At 32.3% G+C, this 24406-nt stretch carries 21 protein-coding genes; 14 read left to right on the top strand and 7 right to left on the bottom strand.

The window, feature by feature from the left end; all coding sequences use genetic code 11:
• Positions 1-41 precede the first annotated feature (41 nt).
• Complete coding sequence (locus AC3Y25_RS16855) at positions 42-1211, bottom strand: proline dehydrogenase family protein (protein ID WP_489903529.1); 1170 nt, start codon at positions 1209-1211, stop codon at positions 42-44.
• Positions 1212-1397: 186 nt separating this feature from the next.
• Between AC3Y25_RS16855 and AC3Y25_RS16850 the strand changes: the two genes are divergently transcribed.
• From AC3Y25_RS16850 to recQ, 6 genes are all read left to right on the top strand, one after another.
• A complete protein-coding gene (locus tag AC3Y25_RS16850) occupies positions 1398-4088 on the top strand; it encodes an O-antigen ligase family protein (protein ID WP_489903528.1) in 2691 nt (896 codons plus the stop codon).
• Positions 4089-4226: 138 nt separating this feature from the next.
• On the top strand, positions 4227-5294 hold the full coding sequence (gene aroB, locus AC3Y25_RS16845; protein ID WP_489903527.1) for a 3-dehydroquinate synthase: 1068 nt from the start codon (positions 4227-4229) through the stop codon (positions 5292-5294).
• 303 nt (positions 5295-5597) lie between these two features.
• Complete coding sequence (locus AC3Y25_RS16840) at positions 5598-7001, top strand: type III PLP-dependent enzyme domain-containing protein (RefSeq protein WP_095931203.1); 1404 nt, start codon at positions 5598-5600, stop codon at positions 6999-7001.
• Between the two features lie 104 nt (positions 7002-7105).
• Positions 7106-8074: a deoxyhypusine synthase family protein gene (locus AC3Y25_RS16835; protein WP_095931202.1), complete on the top strand. Its 969-nt coding sequence runs from the start codon at positions 7106-7108 to the stop codon at positions 8072-8074.
• Positions 8075-8082: 8 nt separating this feature from the next.
• Positions 8083-8496 carry a DNA primase gene (locus AC3Y25_RS16830; protein WP_379801030.1) on the top strand — a complete coding sequence of 138 codons (414 nt, stop codon included), beginning with the start codon at positions 8083-8085 and terminating at the stop codon, positions 8494-8496.
• A gap of 144 nt (positions 8497-8640) precedes the next feature.
• Positions 8641-10755: a DNA helicase RecQ gene (gene recQ, locus AC3Y25_RS16825; RefSeq protein WP_489903526.1), complete on the top strand. Its 2115-nt coding sequence runs from the start codon at positions 8641-8643 to the stop codon at positions 10753-10755.
• A gap of 143 nt (positions 10756-10898) precedes the next feature.
• Here recQ and AC3Y25_RS16820 read toward each other — a convergent pair whose 3' ends face one another.
• From AC3Y25_RS16820 to AC3Y25_RS16805, 4 genes are all read right to left on the bottom strand, one after another.
• A complete protein-coding gene (locus AC3Y25_RS16820) occupies positions 10899-11414 on the bottom strand; it encodes a DinB family protein (RefSeq protein WP_489903525.1) in 516 nt (171 codons plus the stop codon).
• Between the two features lie 11 nt (positions 11415-11425).
• The gene (locus tag AC3Y25_RS16815) at positions 11426-14011 is read right to left on the bottom strand and encodes a phosphoenolpyruvate carboxylase (protein ID WP_489903524.1); all 2586 of its coding nucleotides are present in this window, start codon (positions 14009-14011) and stop codon (positions 11426-11428) included.
• A 92-nt stretch (positions 14012-14103) separates the two neighbouring features.
• On the bottom strand, positions 14104-14583 hold the full coding sequence (locus tag AC3Y25_RS16810) for an Lrp/AsnC family transcriptional regulator (protein WP_008468989.1): 480 nt from the start codon (positions 14581-14583) through the stop codon (positions 14104-14106).
• A gap of 77 nt (positions 14584-14660) precedes the next feature.
• On the bottom strand, positions 14661-15815 hold the full coding sequence (locus AC3Y25_RS16805; protein ID WP_489903523.1) for a M14 family metallopeptidase: 1155 nt from the start codon (positions 15813-15815) through the stop codon (positions 14661-14663).
• Positions 15816-16126: 311 nt separating this feature from the next.
• Here AC3Y25_RS16805 and AC3Y25_RS16800 point away from each other — a divergent pair, with 311 nt between their 5' ends.
• On the top strand, positions 16127-16576 hold the full coding sequence (locus tag AC3Y25_RS16800; RefSeq protein ID WP_489903522.1) for a helix-turn-helix domain-containing protein: 450 nt from the start codon (positions 16127-16129) through the stop codon (positions 16574-16576).
• 84 nt (positions 16577-16660) lie between these two features.
• Here AC3Y25_RS16800 and AC3Y25_RS16795 read toward each other — a convergent pair whose 3' ends face one another.
• The gene (locus AC3Y25_RS16795) at positions 16661-17212 is read right to left on the bottom strand and encodes a 1-acyl-sn-glycerol-3-phosphate acyltransferase (RefSeq protein ID WP_489903521.1); all 552 of its coding nucleotides are present in this window, start codon (positions 17210-17212) and stop codon (positions 16661-16663) included.
• Between the two features lie 64 nt (positions 17213-17276).
• Between AC3Y25_RS16795 and AC3Y25_RS16790 the strand changes: the two genes are divergently transcribed.
• From AC3Y25_RS16790 to AC3Y25_RS16765, 6 genes are all read left to right on the top strand, one after another.
• Positions 17277-17942, top strand: coding sequence for a spermidine synthase (locus AC3Y25_RS16790; RefSeq protein ID WP_489903520.1), 666 nt, complete (start codon positions 17277-17279; stop codon positions 17940-17942).
• 4 nt (positions 17943-17946) lie between these two features.
• Positions 17947-18624: a peptidoglycan DD-metalloendopeptidase family protein gene (locus AC3Y25_RS16785; RefSeq protein WP_489903519.1), complete on the top strand. Its 678-nt coding sequence runs from the start codon at positions 17947-17949 to the stop codon at positions 18622-18624.
• Between the two features lie 6 nt (positions 18625-18630).
• Complete coding sequence (locus tag AC3Y25_RS16780; RefSeq protein WP_095931193.1) at positions 18631-19107, top strand: hypothetical protein; 477 nt, start codon at positions 18631-18633, stop codon at positions 19105-19107.
• Positions 19108-19118: 11 nt separating this feature from the next.
• A complete protein-coding gene (locus tag AC3Y25_RS16775) occupies positions 19119-19643 on the top strand; it encodes a hypothetical protein (protein ID WP_489903518.1) in 525 nt (174 codons plus the stop codon).
• A gap of 47 nt (positions 19644-19690) precedes the next feature.
• Positions 19691-20161 carry a nuclear transport factor 2 family protein gene (locus AC3Y25_RS16770; protein ID WP_489903517.1) on the top strand — a complete coding sequence of 157 codons (471 nt, stop codon included), beginning with the start codon at positions 19691-19693 and terminating at the stop codon, positions 20159-20161.
• 99 nt (positions 20162-20260) lie between these two features.
• A complete protein-coding gene (locus AC3Y25_RS16765; RefSeq protein WP_489903516.1) occupies positions 20261-22003 on the top strand; it encodes an APC family permease in 1743 nt (580 codons plus the stop codon).
• A gap of 196 nt (positions 22004-22199) precedes the next feature.
• Here AC3Y25_RS16765 and AC3Y25_RS16760 read toward each other — a convergent pair whose 3' ends face one another.
• Complete coding sequence (locus tag AC3Y25_RS16760) at positions 22200-23687, bottom strand: aminotransferase class V-fold PLP-dependent enzyme (protein WP_489903515.1); 1488 nt, start codon at positions 23685-23687, stop codon at positions 22200-22202.
• Positions 23688-23868: 181 nt separating this feature from the next.
• Here AC3Y25_RS16760 and msrA point away from each other — a divergent pair, with 181 nt between their 5' ends.
• Positions 23869-24402: a peptide-methionine (S)-S-oxide reductase MsrA gene (gene msrA / locus AC3Y25_RS16755; protein ID WP_250836174.1), complete on the top strand. Its 534-nt coding sequence runs from the start codon at positions 23869-23871 to the stop codon at positions 24400-24402.
• Positions 24403-24406 lie beyond the last annotated feature (4 nt).

The raw sequence follows: 24406 nt of genomic DNA, 5'->3' as shown, positions 1-24406 counted from the left end.
ATATAAACTGTAAACTATAAGCTGAGACTGAAAACTAAAAATTATTTCCCTTTTCTGCGTTTACGTTCTGCTTTAATCATAGATAATTCACGGCTAGTTTGACCAGCAACAGAAGTATTCTCTTCTGCACGACGAATCAAGTATGGCATAACATCTTTTACAGGTCCGAATGGTAAGTATTTCGCAACGTTATAGCCATTTTCTGCTAAATTGTAGCTAATGTTATCACTCATTCCGTATAATTGTCCGAACCAAATTCTAGAATCATTTTTTGCGATTCCTTTCTGCGCCATCATTTCCATTAATTTATAAGAGCTCAATTCATTGTGAGTTCCTGCAAAAATGGCCATTTTTTCAATATGCTCTAACATATATTGTACAGCACTATCATAATTGATATCTGTAGCTTCTTTAGAAACACAGATTGGAGAAACATAACCTTTTTCTTCGGCTCTTTTGTTTTCTTTTTCCATATAAGCGCCACGAACTAGTTTCATTCCGATATAAAAACCTTCAGATTTGGCAACTTCATGAAGTTTTTTCAAATAATCTAAACGATCCCAACGATACATTTGCAAAGTGTTAAATACAATCGCTTTTTCTTTATTGTATTTGCGCATCATATCGGTAACCAAATCATCAGCTGCATCTTGCATCCAGCTTTCTTCACCATCAATTAATAAGGCAACATCTTTCTTATGAGCTTCGCCGCATACTTTATCAAAACGGGCCACTACTCTATCCCATTCTGCTTGTTCTGCCGGATTAAGAGTTTGTTTTTCTCCTAATTTCTCATACAATTCAAAACGACCTAAACCTGTTGGTTTAAAAACTGCAAACGGAATTGCTAAACGTTCTTTAGCAAAATCAATAGTTCTTAAAGTCATTTCTAATGCAGCATCAAATTGCTCCTCTTCTTCTTTTCCTTCAACAGAATAATCTAAAACAGACGAAACGCCTTTTGTAAACATTTTATCTACAACAGTAAGACAGTCGTTTTCGTTTACACCACCACAAAAGTGATCAAAAACAGTTGCACGAATTAATCCTTCTACTGGTAAATGAGCTTTAATTGCAAAATTTGTTACAGCAGTTCCTATTCTTACTAGAGGCTCACTGTCAATCATTTTGAAAAGGAAATAAGCTCTATCAAGTTCTGTATCACTTTTCAGCGAAAACGCAACTTGTGTGTTATCGAATATTTTTTCCATTAAGTTTAGTTTTTGTGCAAAGATATAGAGTGTTTTGAATATTATTCACTAAATGGTATCATATTTTTCAATTTTAGCAATAAAAAAGAAATCAATTTTAGCTAAAGAATGCAATAGAATAATTATTTTCTAAATAAGTAAGAAATTACTTTGAATTTTTACTAATTTTGCAAAAAAATGAGTGTTATGAATGCAATTGATAAAATACTTAATGAAACAAAAAAAAAGCAAAGCACTTCAAGCTTTACTGTTCTAACAGTTATTATTTCATTACTCGCAATTGACTTTTTTCCTTATTTTAAAAGTTTAGAAATCATCAATCCTCAATTCCTTTATTTGTCATTGATAAATATGCTATTGGGCTTTTATTTTTATTCAGATAAAACTTCAATTACCGCATTGGCAATATTAAAAAAGAGTTTTCTTTTTAAACTTTATTTAGCTTTTGTATTTCTTTGCGGAATATCTCTTTTTGCCGCAAAAAACACATCTCTAGTTTATACTAAATTTACTGAAATAGTAATTGTTTTTTGCTTATTCATAAATCTCACTATTCTACTTAAAGACAAGCTAGATCTACTTTATAAAATTGCTATAATCGTAGGTATTAGCGCTTTCTTGCAGGCTTGGTTGCAATTATGCAATTTTATAATTATTCCGCGACATGCTTCCATAATAGATCTTTTGCATGCAATGAAAGGAAATACAGGAAATATAAATATACTTGCAGCAAGTCTTACAATCAAAGTTCCATTTTTATTGCTTGGAATAACTTATTACGATGGTTATAAAAAATGGTTCCTTCTCGTCGCATTATTTTCTGTAAGTGCAGTCATTTTTCTAACTGGTGCAAGGACTCCTTTAATAAATCTTTTTTTAATCTATACGGTCTATATCATTTATCTGCTTAAAGGATCTCTTAGCAAATCGAATTTCACAAGGATTATATACTTAATAATTCCTGTTTTAATAGCTGTATTATTTGTAAATTCAATTTTTGAAAAATCTAAAGACAAGGAACGATATGCATCGTTGGAGAACAGAGTTAGCCAGATTAATGCTGATGACGCTTCATCAAAAGCTAGATTAACATTTTGGGGTAATGCAATTAAAATGAGCGAAAAAAATCCAATTTTTGGAATTGGATTAGGTAATTATCAAGTCGAATCCATTCCTTATGAAAGGACTACTTCTAACGATTCAACTGTTTCTTTGCATGCCCATAATGACTTTCTTGAAATCTTGGCTGAAACAGGTATTTTTAATGGTTTAATTTACCTTTCTATATTTATTTATCTTTTAATTATTAATTTGAAAAAGATAATTAAGCCAAATAGCAACGAAAAGCAACTTATCGCAATCTTAACATTGATGTTGCTAATTGTTTACGGGATAGATTCTTTCTTTAATTTCCCGATGTACAGGCCTACAATGGCAATATTTTTTAATTTGATTTTAGCCTTGAGCTTGGTTAATACTGAAATAGATCAAATCGTGCCATCAAATAAAATTTCATTTAAAATTATAGCTTCAATTATAATTATAGTATCTCTACTAACAAGTTATTCTGCTTTTATAATTTATAAAGCCTCAAACTTAGAGTACTTAATTGCTAGTGACGATATAAACATGAACACAAAAGGTGTTCTTAGCGGAGATGAAGTAGTGAATAAAATGCCAGCGTATCCCAATACACTTAGTAGTTCAGAGTCATTTTATGAATATGCTGGAATTTATTATGTACGCGAGAAAAATTACGAAAAGGCACTTAACTGTTTTTCAAAAGCAAGTAAAATTAATGGTTATGCTGGACGTATTGAGTTTTACAAGCAAGTCATTTCTAAACATAAAGGAAATATTGATAGTGCTTATATTTATTCAAAACAAGCTTTTTATTTGCGTCCAAGAAATTATGACATATTTAATAATGCAATTAAATTTGCTATATCTCAAAGGGACACATTAGAAATAATAAAACAGAACAAGTTGTTTTCACAATACAGACCAATGCCTCAAACATGGGATATTGCAGCTCGCGGACTTCAATATTCAGGCTATAATTATCGAAATTTACTTAAGTTTATTGATGAAGGATTGAGTAAATTCCCTAAAGATAGTATCTTAACAATACAAAAAAATGAACTTTTAATTACAAGTTATCTAATTGGAGGCCAGAATTTTGAAAACAAATCGGATTTAAACAATGCTTTACATTCCTATGAAAAAGCATTAAAAATTGATCCTAGAAATGTGTACGTATCTCAAAATATAGGATTTAATTATTTAAAGCAAGGGCAAAATAAAAAAGCAATAAATGCTTTTCTTGAAGCATTAAAATCGCCTGGTTTAAATGACGGAAAGACAGAGTTTTTCTTAGGTATTTGTTATTTAAAAGAAAATGATAAAGCCAATGCTCTTAAGTATTTTAACTTAGCAAAAGAGAAAAATTATTCGGTTGCAAAACAATTAATGTCTAAAATTCAGAATACTGATGCTGAAGAAGCTGCATTTAAAAAGCGTAAAAATGATCTTTTAATCGCAGATTTAATTACAGAAGGACAAAAATTTGAAGAACAGAAAAAAATGGATGAAGCTCTTGAGTCTTACCAAAAAGCTTTAAAAATTGATCCCAAAAGTATTTACGCTGCACAAAATATTGGTTTCTACTATTTAAAAGCCGGCCAGTCAAAAAAAGCGATAAATTATCTTTTGAATGCTTTAAAGTATCCGGGCTTAAATGGCGGAAAAACAGAATATTTCCTTGCAATTTGTTATCTCCAAGAAAATGACAATAGTAATGCATGTAAGTATTTGCATATATCAAAAAGCAAAGGCTATCGTGATGCTGAAGCACTAATTGCTAGCAAATGCAATTAGCTATACAGGCGAAATTTTGAATTTAAGAAAGCTGCTAAATGATATAGGCTAATTTATTTTAAAACAAATTAGCCCAGAAGTTTGAATATTATTACGTTAAAAATGCCTTATTTTGCGCTTTCAATTAACAACAGAATTATGCAATCTATCCAAGCCAATAATTATCTCGTACATTTTAATGAGAATGCTTACGAAGCTTTAAATAAACATTTGAGAGAGAATAAATATTCTAACATATTTATAATCGTAGATGATCAGACCAATGAACATTGTTTACCTAAATTTATTCCTTTATTAGAGACAGATTTAGCGATCGAAATCATTGAATTTGAAGCTGGTGAAGCCAATAAAAACATTGAGACTTGTATCGAGATATGGAATATATTGACAGAACTTGGTGCTGATAGAAAATCGCTAGTTATTAATTTAGGAGGTGGCGTTGTTACAGACTTAGGTGGTTTTGTTGCTTCTACTTTCAAAAGAGGTGTAAATTTCATTAATATCCCTACTACATTATTATCTATGGTTGATGCTTCTGTTGGAGGAAAAACAGGTGTTGACTTAGGGAATCTTAAAAATCAGATTGGTGTTATCAATGTGCCTCAAATGGTTTTAATTGATACCCAGTATTTGGAAACTTTACCACAAAGCGAAATGCGTTCTGGTTTGGCAGAAATGCTAAAACACGGGTTAATTTATGATGCGCCGTACTGGAGACAATTTTCAGATTTGAAATCCATTGTTTTTGATGAATTAGATCAATTGATTTATCGTTCGGTTGAAATCAAGAATGAAATCGTTATTCAGGATCCAACAGAGAAAAACATCCGTAAAGCTTTAAACTTCGGACATACGTTAGGACATGCCATTGAAGGATATTTTCTAGAAAGTGAAGAAAAAACCACTTTACTACATGGAGAAGCCATTGCAGTTGGTATGATTTTGGAGAGTTATATTTCTCTTCAAAAAGGATTAATATCTGTAGAAGAATATAGAGAGATTAAAGCAGTGATTAAAGACATTTATGACGATGTAATTTTTGAAGAAAAAGATATCGATCCGATCTTAGAATTGCTAATTCACGACAAAAAAAATGAATACGGTTTAATTCAATTTGCATTGATTGAAGGAATCGGAAAAATAAAAATTAACCAATCCGTTGAAAATAAATTGATTCTAGAAGCGTTTGAGGATTATAAATCTTAAACTTTTTTTAATCAAAAGCATTGCATTTGGTATATATTATTTTTTACATTTGCCCCATGAAAACAAAGAATCAGCAAAGGCACTTTAGCTCTTACAGAAACAGACTCAATAGTTCTTTATTAAGAATGTTGAACCGTTTCTATAATAGTAAAAGCCCGTTTTGTTTTGATGTTTTCCAATGTACTAAAGCTGAGCATGAAAAACTGCCAATTATATTTGCCAATATTAGAGTTTGAATTTAAGATTAAGCCCCAGAAAGCCTAACATTAAGTAAAATTACAATCTCTAAACATTGACAAATAAATGAATACAAAATATTCTGATCTAATAAATCAAACATACTACTTTCCACAAGAGGAATTCAAACTAAACAAAGACAACCTATTGTTTCACAACATCGATTTGATGAAATTGGTTGAACAATATGGCACACCATTAAAGTTTACTTATCTGCCTCAGATTTCTGAAAATATTAACAAAGCAAAAGCTTGGTTCAGAAAATCAATGGAAAAGAATAAATACGAAGCAAAATATTACTATTGTTATTGTACAAAAAGCTCTCATTTTGAATACATTATGAATGAAGCTTTCAAGAATAACATTCACATCGAGACTTCATCTGCATTTGACGTGAATATTGTGGAGAATTTATTAGAAAATGGAAAAATCAATAAAAGTACTTATGTAATTTGCAATGGTTTTAAAAGAGATGAATATATTGCTAACATTGCAAGATTAATCAACAACGGACATAAGAACACTATTCCGATTATTGATAATTATGAAGAGTTAGATTTGCTTCAGGCAGAAATTAAAGGAAAATTCAAAATCGGAATCCGTATTGCTGCCGAAGAAGAACCTAAATTTGAGTTCTATACTTCTAGATTAGGTATTGGTTACAAAAACATAGTTTCTTTCTATAAAAAACAAATACAGGAAAATGATAAATTAGAGCTGAAAATGCTTCACTTTTTCATTAATACTGGTATAAACGATACTTCATATTACTGGAATGAGCTTGTAAAATGTATTAAAGTATACATTGCTCTTAAAAAAGAGTGCCCTACTCTAGACGGTTTGAACATTGGTGGTGGTTTTCCAATTAAAAACTCACTTGCCTTTGAATATGATTATCAATATATGATTGATGAAATTATCAATCAGATTAAAATTGCTTGTGATGAAGCCGAAGTTGATGTTCCAAATATTTTTACGGAATTTGGATCGTTTACTGTAGGTGAAAGCGGTGGTGCAATCTATCAGATTTTGTATCAAAAACAACAAAATGATAGAGAAAAATGGAATATGATTGATTCATCTTTTATTACCACTTTACCAGATACTTGGGCTATAAACAAACGTTTTATTATGCTGGCAGTAAATCGCTGGAATGATACTTACGAACGGGTTCTGTTAGGAGGTCTGACTTGTGATAGTGACGATTATTACAATTCTGAGCAAAACATGAACGCCATTTATTTGCCTAAATACAACAAAGAGAAGCCTTTGTATATTGGATTCTTTAATACTGGCGCTTATCAAGAAACAATTGGAGGATACGGAGGTCTACACCACTGTTTGATTCCGCAACCTAAACATATTTTAATTGATCGTGATGAAAATGGAATTCTGGCAACCGAAGTGTTCTCAGAACAACAAACTTCAGACGACGTTTTAAAGATTTTAGGATACAAAAAAAAGGTGTAAAAAAAAGGGCAGATTAAGTAATAATTTTTCTTAAAAAATTCTTAATTTGCATTAACATCCAAAAAGGTTAAAACTTTTTAATTCAAAAAAAAAAAACAAAAAAAATGAAAGGACCAATCAGTCAGTTTATTGAAAAACATTATTTGCATTTTAACTCTGCTTCATTAGTAGATGCTGCAAAAGCTTATGAGCAGCAATTAGCTGATGGTGCTAAAATGCTAGTAAGTATGGCTGGCGCAATGAGTACAGCAGAAATTGGTAAAATTTTTGCCGAAGTAATCAGACAAGACAAAGTGCATATTATTTCATGTACTGGAGCAAACTTAGAAGAAGACATCATGAATTTAGTAGCTCACTCTCACTACGAGAGAGTTCCTAACTATCGTGATCTAACACCAGAAGATGAGTGGGCTTTATTAGAAAGAGGATTAAACCGTGTTACAGACACTTGTATTCCTGAGCATGAAGCTTTCCGTCGTTTACAAAAACATATTTACAAAATTTGGAAAGACGCTGATGACAAAGGTGAGCGTTACTTCCCACATGAATTTATGTATAAAATGTTGTTGTCTGGCGTTTTAGAAGAATATTATGAAATTGATCTAAAAGATAGCTGGATGTATGCAGCTGCAGAGAAAAACTTACCGATTATCGTTCCAGGATGGGAAGATAGTACAATGGGTAATATCTTTGCTTCATACGTAATTAAAGGAGAACTAAAAGCATCTACCATGAAATCTGGAATTGAATACATGACTTTCCTTGCGGATTGGTATTCTAAAAACAGTTCAAACGGAATTGGATTCTTCCAAATCGGTGGTGGTATCGCAGGTGACTTCCCTATCTGTGTAGTGCCAATGCTATACCAAGATATGGAAATGCACGATGTTCCATTTTGGAGTTATTTCTGCCAAATTTCAGATTCAACAACTAGTTATGGTTCTTATTCTGGAGCAGTTCCAAATGAAAAAATCACTTGGGGTAAATTAGACATCAAAACCCCAAAATTTATTATTGAATCGGATGCTACAATCGTTGCGCCGTTAATTTTTGCATACTTATTAGATTTATAAGATAATTTATGAAAAGAGTTATAGTAGACTACGCCAAACTTACCAACGAAATTTTAAACCTTTTGGTTGAAAAATTTCCTGACGGTTATGATGATTCGGATGTTATCCGTTTTAGAAATGCTAAAAACGAATTGGTTGAAGCTGTAGAAGTTCGTACTGAAGATACAATTTACTTGGTAAAAATTAGTACTAAACTTGCTGACAGAATTGAAAACTACGATGAAGATGATGATTTAGATGTTGATGTAGATGCAATTGCGCCAGTTAAAGGTATTGATCTTGATGATGATATTAGCAATGACGATGACGAAGATGATGATAATCTTGACAAGCCAGATACTGACGGTGGTGACGATGATGACGATGATGATGACAAAGCAGATACTGATTATGACGAAGAAGACGAAGACGATGAAGATTAATTCATTTTCTTTTTAATAAAAAAAAGGAACTCTATTGGGAGTTCCTTTTTTTTATGACACACAAGAAATCAACAAAACCAATTTATATTTTTATTTTTATAGGATTATTTTTACATTTAAATCTTGAATAAAAAATATATGCCTATGACTTCAGAAATTCTACATACTACACTAAAAGAAAATTTTGGTTTCGAAAGATTCAGACCCAATCAAGAAACCATAATTAATACCATATTATCTGGACAAGATACCTTGGCAATTATGCCCACTGGAGGTGGAAAATCAATATGTTTTCAACTACCCGCTTTAATTCTACCAGGAATAACAGTTGTTATATCACCTTTGATTGCATTAATGAAAGATCAGGTTGATAGTTTAAAGACAAACGGAATTTCTGCTTGTTTTATTAATAGCAGCCAATCTTCTCAAGAGCAGCAATATTATATTGATAATTTAAAAACAAATCATTTTAAGTTAGTTTATATCGCCCCTGAAAGTCTTTCTTATTTGGATATGGCTTTCAATGAGTTGAACATTAGCTTAATAGCAATTGATGAAGCACATTGTATTTCGTCTTGGGGTCATGACTTTAGACCTGCTTATACTAATTTGGGTTATCTAAAAAGTCGCTTCCCCTCTACTCCAATTTTGGCCTTAACTGCGACTGCTGACAAAGCAACACGAACAGACATAACCAAGCAATTAAATCTTAAGAATCCAAAAACGTTTATCGCTTCTTTTGATAGAGCAAATTTGAGTCTAGAAGTTCGTCCTGCTTTGGATCGCGTTAAGCAAATCATTGATTTTATCGAAAACAAACCCAATGAATCTGGAATAATTTATTGCTTGAGTCGCAAAACTACAGAGGAACTTGCTGAAAAACTCAAAAAGAACGGAATTGAAGCTAAAGCATATCATGCAGGCTTAGATAATGAAACGCGTGCGAAAACTCAGGATCAATTTATTAATGACGATTGTCAAGTAGTTTGTGCTACTATTGCTTTCGGAATGGGAATTGACAAGTCAAATGTTCGATGGGTTATTCATTACAATCTTCCAAAAAATATAGAAGGATATTACCAAGAAATTGGGCGTGCGGGCCGAGATGGTTTGCCAGCTGAAACCGTTTTGTTTGAAAGTTACGCCGATGTAATTCAATTGCAGAAATTTGCATCTGAAGGATTGAACTCGGATATTCAGCTTGCAAAATTAGATCGTATGAAGCAATATGCCGATGCTGTAAGCTGTCGCAGAAAAATTCTGCTGTCTTATTTTGGCGAACTGGTAACTGAAAATTGCGGAAACTGCGATATTTGCAAAAATCCGCCAACTTTTTTCGATGGGACGATTCTCGCGCAAAAAGCCTTATCTGCAATTGTACGATTAAAAGAATCTGAACCTCTAGCTGTAATTGTCGATTTTTTGAGAGGCTCTAGAAACGCGTATATCTACGAAAAAAATTATCAAGAGCTAAAAACGTACGGAATTGGCGCTGATGTTTCCTGGTACGATTGGAATCAATATCTTATTCAGCTTATCAATTTAGGATATTGTGAAATTGCTTTTCATCAGCATAATAAAATTTTGCTTACTCCTTTTGCTAAGAAAGTTTTATTTGAAGGAGAAAAAGTGAAACTGACAACAGTTGTCAAAAAAGTAATTGATAAAAGTGAAGCCAAGGAAACAAAACCAAAAGCTGCTAAAAATTCTCTTTTTGAAACGCTTAGAAAACTACGCTACGAAATTGCTCAAGAAGAAGAAGTTCCAGCTTATGTTATTTTTAGCGATGCTTCATTGAGGCAAATGGAAGTTTTAAGACCAATGTCAGATGAAGACTTCTTGGCAGTTGAAGGTGTCGGAAAAGCCAAACTAGAAAAATACGGAGCGGATTTTATAAATGCTATCATCGAATTTCAGCGAAACAAATCGGTTGTAAAAAAGGAGAAAAAAGAGAATACTTACAAAAAAACGCTAGAATTATTTCAAGCGGGACTTTCTGTGAAGGAAATTGCTGAGCAACGAAATCTGGGAGAAACTACAATTATTTCTCATCTGGCTAAATTATACGTTGACGGAAATAATATAGATTTAAGTCAATTTGTTTCGGAAGAAGAAATTCTTCAAATTGAAAAAGCTCAGATCGAATTAGAAAATCCAAATGCATTAAGACCTTACTTCGATTATTTTGAAGAAAAAATGTCTTATGATAAAATTCGATTTGGTTTAGCATTTCTGGAAAGAAAACATCAAAAAGCATAAATAAAAAGGCTTCGACTTCGCTCAGCCTGACATACCAATTTATAAAACACTATCATTGTCAGGCTGAGCGAAGCCGAAGCTCCTGTTTCTAAAAGCAAAAAACTGTACTTTTTCAAGTACAGTTTTTTGTTATAAAGTATATTTTACAAATATCGTTCCTCAAAAACTTTCTGATGGTGTTTTTGATGTCCAATAATGACAAAACCTAAAGCGCGAACAGAAATCGGATTATTAGACGCAGTTCCAATTCTCTTCAACTGTTCTTCGGATAAACTTTTGTAAAATAATAAAGTCGAATGTCTTACCGCTGAAAATTCAGTAAGCAGATCTTGAATACTTCTGCTGTTTGAATTTGTATTGTCTGCATAATCATTTTCCTCAAAGCTTGGTAAAGGCGTTTTATCGTTTCTTGAAAAACGCAAAGCACGATATGCAAAAATTCTCTCCGTATCTATTACGTGCTGAATAATATCTTTGATAGTCCACTTCCCCTCCTCGTAGCGATAATCAAATTTATCCATTGGAATATTTTGAACAAATCGAATGAACTCATGAAGAGAAATTTCCAATTCTTCAATTAAAATACCATCTCCAGCTGCTTTAATGTAAGTTCCAAAATGACCTGAATATTCATTTTCCAATAATTCTGATGCTCTCATTTTTTATCGTTTTAAGCTGAGTTTCTACTTGCATTCGTATTTCCGAATAGTGATCTCGTTACGATTTTCTCATAAACTTTAATCAATTCTTCATCAGGAGTTTGTTCTTTGTTTAGCTCATTGATTCTCAATAAAGCATATTGCTGAATTGTCAATAAAGGTAAAACAATACGCTCTCTTATTTGAATAGAAGCAATACCATCAGGATAATTTTCCATCAATGTTTTGTGATCAGCGATTTTCAACAAAAGACGTTTTGTCTCTGAGAATTCATCGTAAATAATCTGCCAGAATTCGCCAAACTCAGGATCATTTTTCATATAAGCTGTCAAAGGCAAGAATGATTTTGCTAATGACATCATACTGTTTTCAAGCAAAGTTTTGAAAAACAATGAATTGTGGTATAAATCGCTTACTTTGTTCCATTGTCCCGATTCTTCAAAATGTTTTAATGCCGAACCTACTCCAAAAAATCCTGGAACGTTTTGCTTTAATTGACTCCATGAACCTACGAACGGAATTGCTCTTAAATCGGCAAAATCTAAAGATTCAGATTTACTTCTTTTTGAAGGACGGCTTCCGATATTGGTCTTAGAATAGTATTTCAGCGTACTCATTTTCTCTAAGTACGGAATAAACTTTGGATGGTTTTTGAAACTTAAATATTTCTCATAACCTAAATTGGCTAAATCCGTTAAGATTTGAGTTTCATCAGCTGTTAGTTCATTTTTCTCTTTACTAAATACTTGATTGGTAACACCGGCACTCAATAAGTTTTCGATATTGTATCGGCAAGAATCTAAAGTTCCAAAATTAGAGCTAATAGTTTGACCTTGAACTGTAATCTGAATTTCGTTGTTTTCAATTTTTGGACCTAAAGAAGCATAGAATTTATGTGTTTTTCCACCACCACGAGCTGGAGGTCCACCACGACCATCAAAGAAAATGGCTTTAATTCCGTATTCTCTAGAAATTTTAGTCAGCGAAATTTTAGCTTGATAAATACTCCAGTTTGCCATTAAATAGCCACCATCTTTAGTTCCATCAGAGAATCCAAGCATTATAGTTTGCTTATTTCCTCTTGATTTTAAATGTTTGGCATATTCTGGATTGGTATACAATTGCTCCATAATAGCGTGTGCATTTTGCAAATCGTCTACAGATTCAAAAAGCGGAATAATATCAACTGTTGGTTTTTCCCAATTATTCAAACGAATCATCGCAAATGTTTCCATCACATTCAGCGCGCTTTCGTTATTACTGATAATATAACGGTTCGCTCCTTCTTCACCATTATTTTGCTGAATGGTTTTAATAGCTTGCACCGATTCTAAAGTATATCTGGTGATTTCATTTTCGAAATCGACTGGATTTAAATTTCCTTTTACCTTAGAAAGAACATCAATTTTTTGATCTTCTGTCAATTCGAAATAATTTTTAGGAAAAACATCTGAACCAGAATTCAAATAATAGTCTACCACATCTTTGAAAACGGCATTGTGAATTTTACTATTCTGACGAATATCTAAAGTCGCAAAATGGAATCCGAATAAATTAATTTTTACTAAAAGCGCATCTAATTCATCCAAATATAAAGATTGATGTTTCTCAATAATTATATCTCTAATTTTGTTTAGTTGAGTCAGTAATTCTTCTAAAGTAATAAAAATATCCCCTTTAGAATAGAATACAGAACGATAAAGCTTATGTTCAAGTTCTGCTACTAAATCATCTACACCTGAGAAAGTTAGCTTACGTTTTAAGTTTCTCATTTCTACATAATAGCACTTCAAAATTGAGGTACGCAAACGATCTGCAACTTTAAGTGTAATATCGGTAGTAACAAAAGGATTTCCGTCACGATCACCTCCTGGCCAGAATCCAAGTTTTATTAATTGATTATGAATCGGATTTCCGTTTAAAATGTTTTTCTGCAAATAATGCACAATTTCTCCTGCGGTAGCATAAAATACATTTTCCAGGTACCAAATTAAGCTTACTGCTTCATCATAAGGATTTGGTTTTTCTTTCTGAATGAAAGGCGTTTTTCCTAATTGAGCAAGTAATTGTTTAATTTGAAGTAAATCATTTTGACGAATAGCTTCTGTCAAGTCATTTATAATTCCTAAAACAGGTCCTGGATAAAACTGAGTAGGATGCGCTGTTAAAACTGTACGAACGTTAAAGTTTTCTAGAAACTCCACCAATTCGTCATCTTTCTCTTTGGCATCCGATTTCTCCTTAATATCACGAAGAGATCCACGGCCTTCCATATTGTTAACTTCTGGAAAAGCAGCATCTTCAATGGCATCAAACAATACAATTTGACGTTCTATATACTGAATAAATCGAAACATAAGATCGATTTTTTCATCTTCAGAGGTATTGTTTAAGAATTTATTAGAAAAGAAATCTACGATCTCTTTCGGTGTTTCTTGTTTTTTAAAGCCCGTTTCGCAAGTCTCTGTAAATAAAGGAAGTAAAACTCCTGTGTTATCTATAGAGTCAAAAGGCAATGTTATGAAAACACTATTATAAATGTGGTATTTTGAGAGAACGTCTTGATTAAAACGCTCAATTTTTGGCAACGTATACATAATCGTGTTATAGTTGGTTGGTTAATTAGTCATAAAAAAACCCCAAGAATAAACTTGAGGTTATATTTTAATATAGCATTCAAGAAAAGTTATTACATATTTTTGAAAATAGTATGCATCAAACGCTTCTTATCGTTTATACTTTCCTCTAATGAAATCATTGTTTCTGTTCTGTAAACACCATCAATATCGTCAATCATAAAGATAACTTCTTTCGCGTGCTTAGTATCTTTTGCTCTAATTTTACAAAAAATGTTGAATTTTCCTGTAGTTACAGAAGCTACAGTTACGAATGGAATTTGATTGATTCTCTCTAATACAAATTTAGTTTGAGATGTATTATTTAGAAAAACCCCTACATAAGCAATAAATGAATAACCTAATTTATCGTAATCCAAGGCTAATGAAGACCCCATGATGATACCGGCATCTTCCATCTTTTTAACTCTAACGTGTACTGTACCAGCAGATATCAATAGTTTTTTTGCAATGTCAGTAAACGGAACTCTCGTATTGTCTATTAACATATCTAAAATCTGGTGATCTACTTCATCTAAACGAAATTTACTCATAATTGTTTAATTAATATTACTAATTGCTATTACAAAGTATAAAATTATATATAAAAAACAACAAATTCACATAAAAATTAACTTTTTATTAATCCGTTAACAAATTTAACATTTTTATTTAAATAAAAATTTGCTTTCTGACCCGTTTTTGGAAAATTTTGGAAATCGTCCGAATATTCTGTGCCTTTTGCGTCGTATTCGTAATGCCCAAAATAATTTTCCAGCTCACCTACTTCTACTATGTAAGCATTAAAATGAATCTTATTTTCGATTAATTCTTCTTTGTATTGTGCGACAAAATTCGTAATAATTTCGATACCATCATAATTTATTTTGACATTTTTATACATAAAATCATAAAAAACCACGTTATTTTGTGAAATATTCAAATATTCAGAAAATCTATTGTCAACTAAATCGTTTTCGAATATTAGTTTGAAGCTTAAAATTAACGCGAAAAATATGAATTTCCTAGTAATTTCTCGCTCGTAATCTTCTGGAAAGTGGCCAGCCTCAAATAAAATAGTAGGAACACCTAAAAATTGAAAAGTGTCTCCTATACAATTAATATTGAATGAGTCATCAAATCGACCGACCTGTCCGGGAATGTATTTTTGAAGTTCTTCATTGATTCCTGCAATAATATTGATAGCTTTCAATCTATTATTGTTTACTTCTCTTTCTTCATTATAAGAAGGAGCTAAAAAAGAAACTGTTGCTGGTTTTCCTGTCGTTCCTGCTCCAAAGATTGTACGCTGGTCGTGAAGGTTAAAACAAAAATCTGGTTTAAATTTTTCAAATACTTCACGTAGGACTTTGCTTTCTGGCTGTGTCAGGTCTTGAGAATCACGATTTAAATCTACTTCATTTGCATTCGCTCGTGTATAAAGTCTCGCTCCATCTGGATTAAGCATAGGAATACAGTAGAAAGTAAAAGTCTCCAACATTTGCTTAGCAAAATCAGTATCGTCATTTAATAAATTAATGAAATCAAATAAAGCTTTTGTTGTTGTGCTTTCGTTACCATGCATTTGAGACCATAGATAAGCACGTGTTTTTCCTGTTCCGATTTGATAACTATATATAGGTTCGCCTAAAACTGATGTACCAATAATCTCTACTTGCCCATTTGTATTTAACTTATCTAATAGAGGTTTAATATGATCTAAAGTAAGATATCTTCCAGATATGGACTGTTCTTTATATTGTATAAAAAGTTGTTCTAAATTCATTGCAATTTGATTAGTTTACAAAAGTAAATATCTTTATTTTTACAATTGTAAACAAAAGAAAAATTTAATAATTTAGATTTGTAAACAATATTATAAAGTATTTATTTGTTTAAGCTTTAACTTGTTTTAATAGAGTCGTTTAATCTTTATTTAATTTATAAATATTTTAATTTCAGTTAATTATAATTCTTTATATAAATTTTATATTTAACATAAAACTAAACTCCTATTAAAAATGAAACAACAATATTGGAGTGTTTTTACTTTTTGTTTACATTTGTAAATAGGATAATTCAAAACATAAATTCACAATGGTAAACATAGATGATTTTGTAAAAAGGCTCGAAACCATATTAGATTATTATGGTTTAAATGCTTCTACCTTTGCAGATAAAATTGGCGTACAACGTTCTAGTATGTCTCATCTTTTATCTGGGAGAAACAAACCCAGTTTAGATTTTGTAATGAAAATTCTAGAGGTTTTTCCTGATGTTGATCTATATTGGATTTTAGTTGGGAAAGGAAGTTTTCCTAAAAACCATGACGAAAATTTACAAATTCCAGAATCTCCTACTCCAATTTCATCCAATGAAAATATAGGTACCGATTTGTTTTCTTCCATTGAAAAAAATGAAGAAGAAAAGAGCGAAATAAAAAAAGTATCACCTTCAAAAAATGTAAATATTAATTTTGAAGATGATGAAATTGAAAAAATAGTCTTATTCTATAAAAATGGAACTTTTAAAGCCTATTCTCCGTAATGCAAAAATTAGCGCGTATTTAATTCCTAGTCCAGAAAATTTTCAAATATGCGATTCTCGCGCGTTTGAAAAAAATCTCAGAAATTACAATTTCACTCCATTTTCAGGAATTTTTCCCAAAACTCCTTCATAGTGTTTTTTTAAGATTTCAAAATCGGCTTCGTAATTTCCAGTTGGATAAAATGGCTTGCCCAGATTTACTTCTTTTTTACCCCAATCAAAAGCTACGGGAACAATTGGAACATTCGCTTTAAGCGCGATAAAATAAAATCCTGTTTTAATTTCTTTTACTTTTTTTCTAGTTCCTTCGGGAGCAACAGCTAAACGAAAGGTTTCTTTTCTATCAAAAATGGCAGCAATAGAATCTACTTTATTTAATCCGCCGGAACGATCTAAAGGCTCTCCTCCAACATTTTTAAAGTAATAACCAAACGGAAAACGAAACAATTCTTTCTTTCCTACCCAATTCATCTGCAGTCCAGAGATGCCTCGAGTAAAAAGTCCGATATAAAAATCATGATTACTCGTGTGAGGCATCACCATGAGAATACATTTTTTAATTTCTGCATTTTCGATTCCTACTATTTTCCAACCCATTAGCTTAAAAAAGACGAATTTATAGAATAGTTTTTTCATTAAAGATTTAATATTTCGTGCAAAATAAAAGATTTAATGGTAAATTTGAGTAAAAGCATAAAAAATGATTCGAAAATTTTTCAGTTACTTAATTCCAATAAAAATATTTAAGAAAAAATCGACCCGAAGTAAAATGATCGAAGTTACCTGGGCAAATGGAGAATTAGTATTGGACACTGAAAACACCAATTATTCATACGGAAGTCTACAGCGTATATTAAGGTACGGACTTCGAAATATTGGTTACGATAAAATTCTAGAAATGGAGCACATCTTATTATTGGGTGTAGCGGGCGGAAGCGTAGTTAAAACATTAGTAGATGAGATCGAATACAAAGAAAAGATTACTGGCGTAGAAATCGATCCCGATATGATTGAGATTGCAAATCAGTATTTTAATCTTAATCAAATTAAGCAGTTGGAAGTAGTTATTGATGATGCATTTGAATTTGTTTTAAAAACAAAAGAGAAATACGATCTCATAATAATTGATATTTTTGAAGATATACATATGCCTAACTTTTTGTTTGAGAAGTTTTTTGTAGATAGAATCTGCACGATTTTAAAAGATGCTGGTTTTGTTTTATTCAACACCATGATATTAGACGAAGCCCATAATGTTCGAAATAGAAAATATGTGACTGAAGTTAATCCGAAATTGTTTCAAACCAAAATGCTGCCCCGAATCGAAGTACATAATGAATTAATAATTATAAATAAAGTTGCCTAGTTTTATGAAGCCCCTTACCTCAATCTTAAATGCCCAGCCACCTACTAAAATTATTGATGCCTCAATTAATATTTCAGAATATACGCCGTTAAATTTATCGGTTTCGAATGAGGAATTAGTAAGTCAAAAATTGGATACCTCAGAAGATTTTGAAAAATACATTTCAAAATTTTTAAAAGAAAATAACGCTAAAGTTGCCTTTGGCGGTTATATAGAAGGAAGATTTTTATATCAAAGAAGTCCTATTTTTTTAGATGTTTCCAAACCCGAACGTAATATTCACATCGGATTAGATTTATGGGCCGAAGCTGGAATAGCCGTGCTTGCTGCCCTTGACGGAATTGTTCATAGTTTTAAAAACAATATTGGCCTGGGCGATTATGGACCGACCATTATTTTAGAACATGAAGTAGAAAATGAGAAATTTTATACTTTATACGGACATTTATCGTTAGAAAGTATAGAAAATTTAAATATCGGAGACCAATTTAAGAAAGGCGAAAAGATTGCGACTTTAGGAAATGCCTCAGTAAATGGAGATTACGCCCCTCATTTGCATTTTCAGATTATCCATAATATTGGCGATTATTGGGGAGACTATCCAGGCGTCTGCAATACAAATGACCTAAACTTTTATATCGAAAATTGTCCCGATCCTAACTTATTATTAAAAATTACTTAAATAGTTATGAAGAAAGCAGGATTGATTATATGTTTGTTATTGCTAATTGGATGTAAGTCGAAAACAGTAAGTAGAGATACAGAAGATTTAAAAATTAAAAAAGTTTCTGGAGAAGAAGTAAATGCAAATCAGCAGCGAAAAGCGTATGATTTAGGAAAGAGAGTTTTAGAAACTTGTAACACTTCAAAATTTAAACCTTTTAATGAAACTGAAGTTACTAAATCGGTTATGGAAAACACTACAGAAGAGCGTTTAACAAAGACCTGCCAAAGATTTAGACAATATTACGGAAGTTTTATAGATTTAAAATTAGATGGAGTTTACAAAACCAAACAAGAAGTCATTTACCGCTATCATGCCTTGTACACTAAAAAAGTGGCCAATAAAGAATTGCGCATTTTTGTAAATGAAGACAATCTTATTTCTGCCATAAAATCTATGGATTGGGATGAGAAATTTGATGCCAAATTAGCCGAACAATAAATACCATATATATGAATTTTAAACTGCCACTACTCCTATTATTTTTTATTTCAACTTTTGCTTCAGCACAGCAAACAATGAGTGTAAAAGGTTCAGCTCCCTATCCAGCAACACAAGAATACACTTTTATTTGCGAAAAATATGCTTACTCTGGCGAAATTAACGTTCAAATAGCTAAAACGGAAAAAGGAGGCATTTTAAAACTAACTGTTTCAACAGCAAGTGACAAAGCAAAAATTGCTGGTGGCGTTTATGTCGATTTAACCAATGCAGATGTTATTGCCTGCACAGATAAGAACGTAAAAGAATCTGCAGACGGAAAAACAACTGCCTACTATTATTTTACGCCTGCTGAATGGCTGAAACTTAAAAAGACCGATATTTATGCGATAAGGTTTATAATTGCTGGAGGTCCAGATATTTCAGGGAATCTAACGGGACATTTTACTGCTTACAGCAAAGTGAAGTATTTCTCAACAGCATTTGATAAAACTAAAAAAACATTTGATACAGCAAAAGAAATTAGTGTTTTGTAATGATTTTTTAATTTAATAAACCTTATATTTAACATAAATATATTTTTATGAATGCAAATGAGGCTTTAATTGCAAAATTCTATACTGCTTTCGCAAATGCAGATGCTAAAACGATGAGTGAATGCTATCATCCGAAAGTTCATTTTATAGATCCAGCTTTTGGATTATTAAAAGAAGAACAGGTTTCTAAAATGTGGGAAATGTTACTTCTAAAAAGTAAAGGCAATTTAAAAATCGAATTTTCGAACATAACTGCCGATGATGCGACTGGTTCAGCAAATTGGACCGCTACCTATAATTTTAGCAAAACAAATAGAAAAGTTGTCAATAAAATCTCTGCCCATTTTATTTTTCAAGACGGATTAATTATCAAACACACCGATAGTTTTGATGTCTGGAAATGGTCTAAACAAGCTTTTGGCATCACGGGCTATTTATTAGGTTGGACAGGATTTTTTCAGAAGAAAGTTCAATCGCAAGCCTTATCAGCACTGAAACAATTTCAGAATGCCAAATAAAACAATACGTTACAATTAGCATATATTACTATTTGCCTCGCGCTCGATTCTAATTTTTTTGTTACTTAATTTTACTAAAAGTGTAAATTTTAGATACTAATGAAAGAAATCGTACACAAAAAATTAAATGAATTACAGGCAACTGCAATTTGCGGAAACGATATTAGCTCTTCTTGCTTATATGTTTCAGCGTTAACCATTTTATATGCAGGTCAATATGCTTGGATTTCACTTCTAATTGTTGCTGTTGTATTATTTCTTTTCCGTAAAATTTACGCTGAAGTTGTTGGAGCAATTCCCTTAAATGGTGGTGCTTACAATGTTTTATTAAACACTTCGACCAAACGTCTGGCTTCTTTAGCAGCGACTTTAACGGTTTTATCCTATATGGCAACCGCTGTAATTTCAGCTTCTGAGGGAATGCATTATTTGCACGGAATCTTTGAAGGTCTAAATGTAACCATTGCAACAGTAGTCGTTTTAATTCTGTTTACGGGATTAGCCATTTTAGGTATTGGAGAATCGGCATTTGTGGCCGTCATTATCTTTATGACACATTTAGGAACCTTGACTTTGCTGGTTTTAGCGTCAATCTGGTTTGTCCTAACTCACGGATTAGATACTTTTCACATCAATTGGCAAACACCAATTTCATCAGGAAGCATACAAACTGCTCTTTTTCTTGGCTTTTCGGCTGCCATGTTGGGGATCTCAGGTTTTGAGAGTTCAGCCAATTTTGTTGAAGAACAAGAACATGGTGTTTTTCCTAAGACGCTTAGAAACATGTGGGGAATCGTAAGTTTCTTCAATCCCGTAATTGCTATTTTGTTAATTAGCGTAATTCCGCTAACAGAAGTTGGAGAAAATAAAGAATCCCTTTTAGCGCATTTAGGAGAAACAACAGGCGGATCTTGGTTAGCATGGCTGATCTCTATAGATGCCGTTATGGTGCTCTGTGGAGCCGTTTTAACTTCATTTGTAGGGGTTTCAGGGCTTTTAAACCGAATGACATTAGACCGAATTCTTCCTAATTATTTTCTAAAACAAAACAAAAGAGGTTCTCATTATAGAATTGTTCTAAGTTTTCTAATTCTTTGCATTTCAGTTCTTTTTGCGACAAACGGGCATTTGGAATCTCTTGCTGGAGTTTATACTTTTTCATTTTTAGCTGTTATGGCTCTTTTCGGAATCGGAAACCTGCTTTTAAAATACAAACGCAGAAAACTGCCAAGACCAGAACGTGCGCGAGGTATTGCGGTCGTAATTGCAGTAGCTTCTGTAATAGCTGCTTTTTTTGGAAATATGCTCCTCAACATCAATTCGTTTTATACCTTTTTGCAATATATGATTCCAGCCTTAATCTTTATTGGAATTATGCTCAATCGCGTTATTTTAATTCGTCTATTAATAGAAGCTTTAGAATATTTCTATCAGCCATTGCGCAAAATGGTTATTCTCAGTAATCGTTATCTGGAAAAACTGAGTTCCGAAATTAACTCTCAAGAGTTTGTTTTCTTTACAAAAGGAGATGACATTACGATCTTGAACAAAGTCTTACAATACGTTGAAGACAACGAAACTACAAAGAAATTAAAAATTGTTCATGTCAAAAAAGATCCTGTAGACAACGAAGCGCTTAAAAAAGATCTCGAAGTTTTAGATCGCGCTTACGGCGGACTAGATATAGAATACATAGAAATTGAAGGCACATTTGGTCCCGAAATAATCGACGAGCTTTCTGAAAAATGGAAAATCCCAAAAAACTTTATGTTTATCGGTTCTCCGGGAAACAAATTCTCTTACCGTGTGGCCGATCTTGGTGGCGTTCGATTGATTATGTAGTTATTGGTTTTTCTTCTTTGCGACCTTAGTAAACACAAAGATTATCAAAAAAAATCATTAATAATCTTTGCGATCTTTGCGATCTTTGCGTTAAAAAAAAATAGCCACAGATTAGAAAGATTAAAAGATTTAAAAAATCAGTGTTAATCCGTGTAATCTGTGGCTAAAAAATCTTTAGCTATTTGAAGTTATAAATCTAAGATTTAAACCAGCTTTCCACTAGTTCATCTTCAAATGAAGTTGCATCTTTATGAATAAACTCGTTAAGCATTTTATCATAAGAATAATCCAATGCCCAAGTTTTATGATTTGCCGCCAACTCTTTTATACTTTCACAAACAAAAGCAATTTCCTCATCTGTAGTCGTTGGGTGAATCGACATTCTAATCCATCCTGGTTTTTTGATTAAATCACCAATTGTAATTTCATTAACCAGCTTATTAGAAGTTTCTTGATCAACGTGCAATAAATAATGACCATACGTTCCTGCACAGCTGCATCCACCTCTAGTCTGAATTCCGAAACGATCGTTTAAAATTTTAACTCCCAAATTAAAGTGAAGATCATCAATAAAGAATGAAATGACCCCAAGGCGCTCTTTGTGCTGCCCTGCTAAAATTTTGATATTTTCGACAGAATCCAATTGAGAGAAAACATAATCAACAATTTCGTGCTCACGCTCCATGATGTTTTCAATCCCCATTTCTTCTTTCAATTCAATGGCAAGTGCAATTTTAATAACCTGTAGAAAACCAGGTGTTCCACCATCTTCACGATCTTCAATATTATCGATATATTTATGTTCACCCCAAGGATTTGTCCAACTTACCGTTCCTCCTCCAGGACAATCAGGAATCATATTATTGTATAATTTCTTATTGAAAATTAAAACCCCAGAAGTTCCTGGCCCTCCTAAGAATTTATGTGGAGACATAAAAACAGCATCTAAATAGGCTTCTGGATCAGCAGGATGCATGTCAATTTCTACATAAGGTCCAGAACAAGCAAAATCAACAAAACAAACACCATTGTACTGATGCATCAATTTTGCCGCTTCGTGAAAAGGAGTTCTTAATCCCGTAACATTCGAACAAGCTGTAATAGAAGCGATTTTTATCGTTCTATCTTTATATTTTTCTAATAAAACTTCAAGATTTTCTAAATTGAAAAGCCCTTTCTCGCAAGAAGGAATAATTTCTACATCTGCAATAGTCTCCAACCAAGAAGTCTGGTTAGAATGGTGCTCCATATGTGAGATAAAGACAATTGGCTTCTTCTCAGCAGGAACATTGGTGAAACCTTTTAAGTTTTCAGGAATTTTCAATCCCAAAATACGCTGAAACTTATTGATAACTCCCGTCATTCCAGTTCCATCCGTAATCAGTACATCATCATGGTTTGCATTAGCGTGACGTTTAATAATATGTCTAGCATGATGATATGCTTTTGTCATGGCAGTACCAGAAACAGTCGTTTCTGTATGTGTATTGGCAACAAATGGCCCAAATTGATTCAATAATTTTTCTTCAATAGGGCGATATAATCTTCCGCTGGCAGTCCAATCGGTGTAAATTATTGATTTTCTGCCATAAGGTGACGTAAATTCTTGGTTTATACCGACAATATTTTGTCTAAATTCCTGAAAATACGTTTCCAGGGTCATGGTACTATTTTTGCTATTCATTAGTTGTGCCTGTGTTTGAGTGCAAATATATAGTTTTTTTATAAAATTGCGAATTTATCAATACTAAACTTCAAACACCACGTAACCGTTTGGTATTTTTAGTTAAAAGAACTTTTTTTTAATAAATTATCATAATATCCTATCGAATTAATAGGCATTAAATTTAAAGAAAGCATTATTTATGGGAAATTTATCAGTTGCTACCTTTGGTGGCGGATGTTTTTGGTGTATTGAGGCTGTAATACAGCGTATAAAAGGTGTAGAATCTATAAAATCGGGTTATTCAGACGGATTTATAAAGAATCCAGCTTATCGCGAAGTATGCACGGGTAGAACAGGACATGCTGAAGTGATTCAAGTAACTTTCAACCCTGACATAATTTCATATCATGACTTAATTTTCATATTCATGACAAGTCATGATCCAACAACTTTAAATCGTCAAGGTGGCGATAGCGGAACGCAATATCGTTCTATCGTTCTGTATCATAATGACGAACAAAAAGAAATTGCAGAAAAAGTATTTGAAGAAGTTCAGCCTGCATATCCAGATCCAATTGTAACGCAATTAAAGCCTTTTGAAGTTTTTTACGAAGCCGAAGATTATCATCAGAATTATTATAATGAAAATCAAGAAGCTGGATATTGCCAAGTTGTAATTGATCCAAAAATTCAAAAACTTAAAAAAATGTACGCTGATAGGTTAATCAGCTAAATTT

The organism is Flavobacterium sp. LK-23, from assembly GCF_058135255.1.
This window is presented reverse-complemented; position numbering and strand designations above follow the sequence as displayed.

What these genes read in the sequence shown, in the direction of transcription:
- AC3Y25_RS16775 (WP_489903518.1), top strand. Translation starts at nt 19,119, where the DNA reads ATGAATTTTAAACTGCCACTACTCCTATTATTTTTTATTTCAACTTTT.
- AC3Y25_RS16765 (WP_489903516.1), top strand. Translation starts at nt 20,261, where the DNA reads ATGAAAGAAATCGTACACAAAAAATTAAATGAATTACAGGCAACTGCA.
- AC3Y25_RS16785 (WP_489903519.1), top strand. Translation starts at nt 17,947, where the DNA reads ATGAAGCCCCTTACCTCAATCTTAAATGCCCAGCCACCTACTAAAATT.
- AC3Y25_RS16790 (WP_489903520.1), top strand. Translation starts at nt 17,277, where the DNA reads ATGATTCGAAAATTTTTCAGTTACTTAATTCCAATAAAAATATTTAAG.
- AC3Y25_RS16800 (WP_489903522.1), top strand. Translation starts at nt 16,127, where the DNA reads ATGGTAAACATAGATGATTTTGTAAAAAGGCTCGAAACCATATTAGAT.
- AC3Y25_RS16770 (WP_489903517.1), top strand. Translation starts at nt 19,691, where the DNA reads ATGAATGCAAATGAGGCTTTAATTGCAAAATTCTATACTGCTTTCGCA.
- aroB (WP_489903527.1), top strand. Translation starts at nt 4,227, where the DNA reads ATGCAATCTATCCAAGCCAATAATTATCTCGTACATTTTAATGAGAAT.
- AC3Y25_RS16810 (WP_008468989.1), bottom strand. Translation starts at nt 14,583, where the DNA reads ATGAGTAAATTTCGTTTAGATGAAGTAGATCACCAGATTTTAGATATG.
- AC3Y25_RS16855 (WP_489903529.1), bottom strand. Translation starts at nt 1,211, where the DNA reads ATGGAAAAAATATTCGATAACACACAAGTTGCGTTTTCGCTGAAAAGT.
- AC3Y25_RS16850 (WP_489903528.1), top strand. Translation starts at nt 1,398, where the DNA reads ATGAATGCAATTGATAAAATACTTAATGAAACAAAAAAAAAGCAAAGC.
- msrA (WP_250836174.1), top strand. Translation starts at nt 23,869, where the DNA reads ATGGGAAATTTATCAGTTGCTACCTTTGGTGGCGGATGTTTTTGGTGT.
- AC3Y25_RS16805 (WP_489903523.1), bottom strand. Translation starts at nt 15,815, where the DNA reads ATGAATTTAGAACAACTTTTTATACAATATAAAGAACAGTCCATATCT.
- AC3Y25_RS16830 (WP_379801030.1), top strand. Translation starts at nt 8,083, where the DNA reads ATGAAAAGAGTTATAGTAGACTACGCCAAACTTACCAACGAAATTTTA.
- AC3Y25_RS16835 (WP_095931202.1), top strand. Translation starts at nt 7,106, where the DNA reads ATGAAAGGACCAATCAGTCAGTTTATTGAAAAACATTATTTGCATTTT.
- AC3Y25_RS16760 (WP_489903515.1), bottom strand. Translation starts at nt 23,687, where the DNA reads ATGAATAGCAAAAATAGTACCATGACCCTGGAAACGTATTTTCAGGAA.
- AC3Y25_RS16815 (WP_489903524.1), bottom strand. Translation starts at nt 14,011, where the DNA reads ATGTATACGTTGCCAAAAATTGAGCGTTTTAATCAAGACGTTCTCTCA.
- AC3Y25_RS16780 (WP_095931193.1), top strand. Translation starts at nt 18,631, where the DNA reads ATGAAGAAAGCAGGATTGATTATATGTTTGTTATTGCTAATTGGATGT.
- recQ (WP_489903526.1), top strand. Translation starts at nt 8,641, where the DNA reads ATGACTTCAGAAATTCTACATACTACACTAAAAGAAAATTTTGGTTTC.
- AC3Y25_RS16820 (WP_489903525.1), bottom strand. Translation starts at nt 11,414, where the DNA reads ATGAGAGCATCAGAATTATTGGAAAATGAATATTCAGGTCATTTTGGA.
- AC3Y25_RS16795 (WP_489903521.1), bottom strand. Translation starts at nt 17,212, where the DNA reads ATGAAAAAACTATTCTATAAATTCGTCTTTTTTAAGCTAATGGGTTGG.
- AC3Y25_RS16840 (WP_095931203.1), top strand. Translation starts at nt 5,598, where the DNA reads ATGAATACAAAATATTCTGATCTAATAAATCAAACATACTACTTTCCA.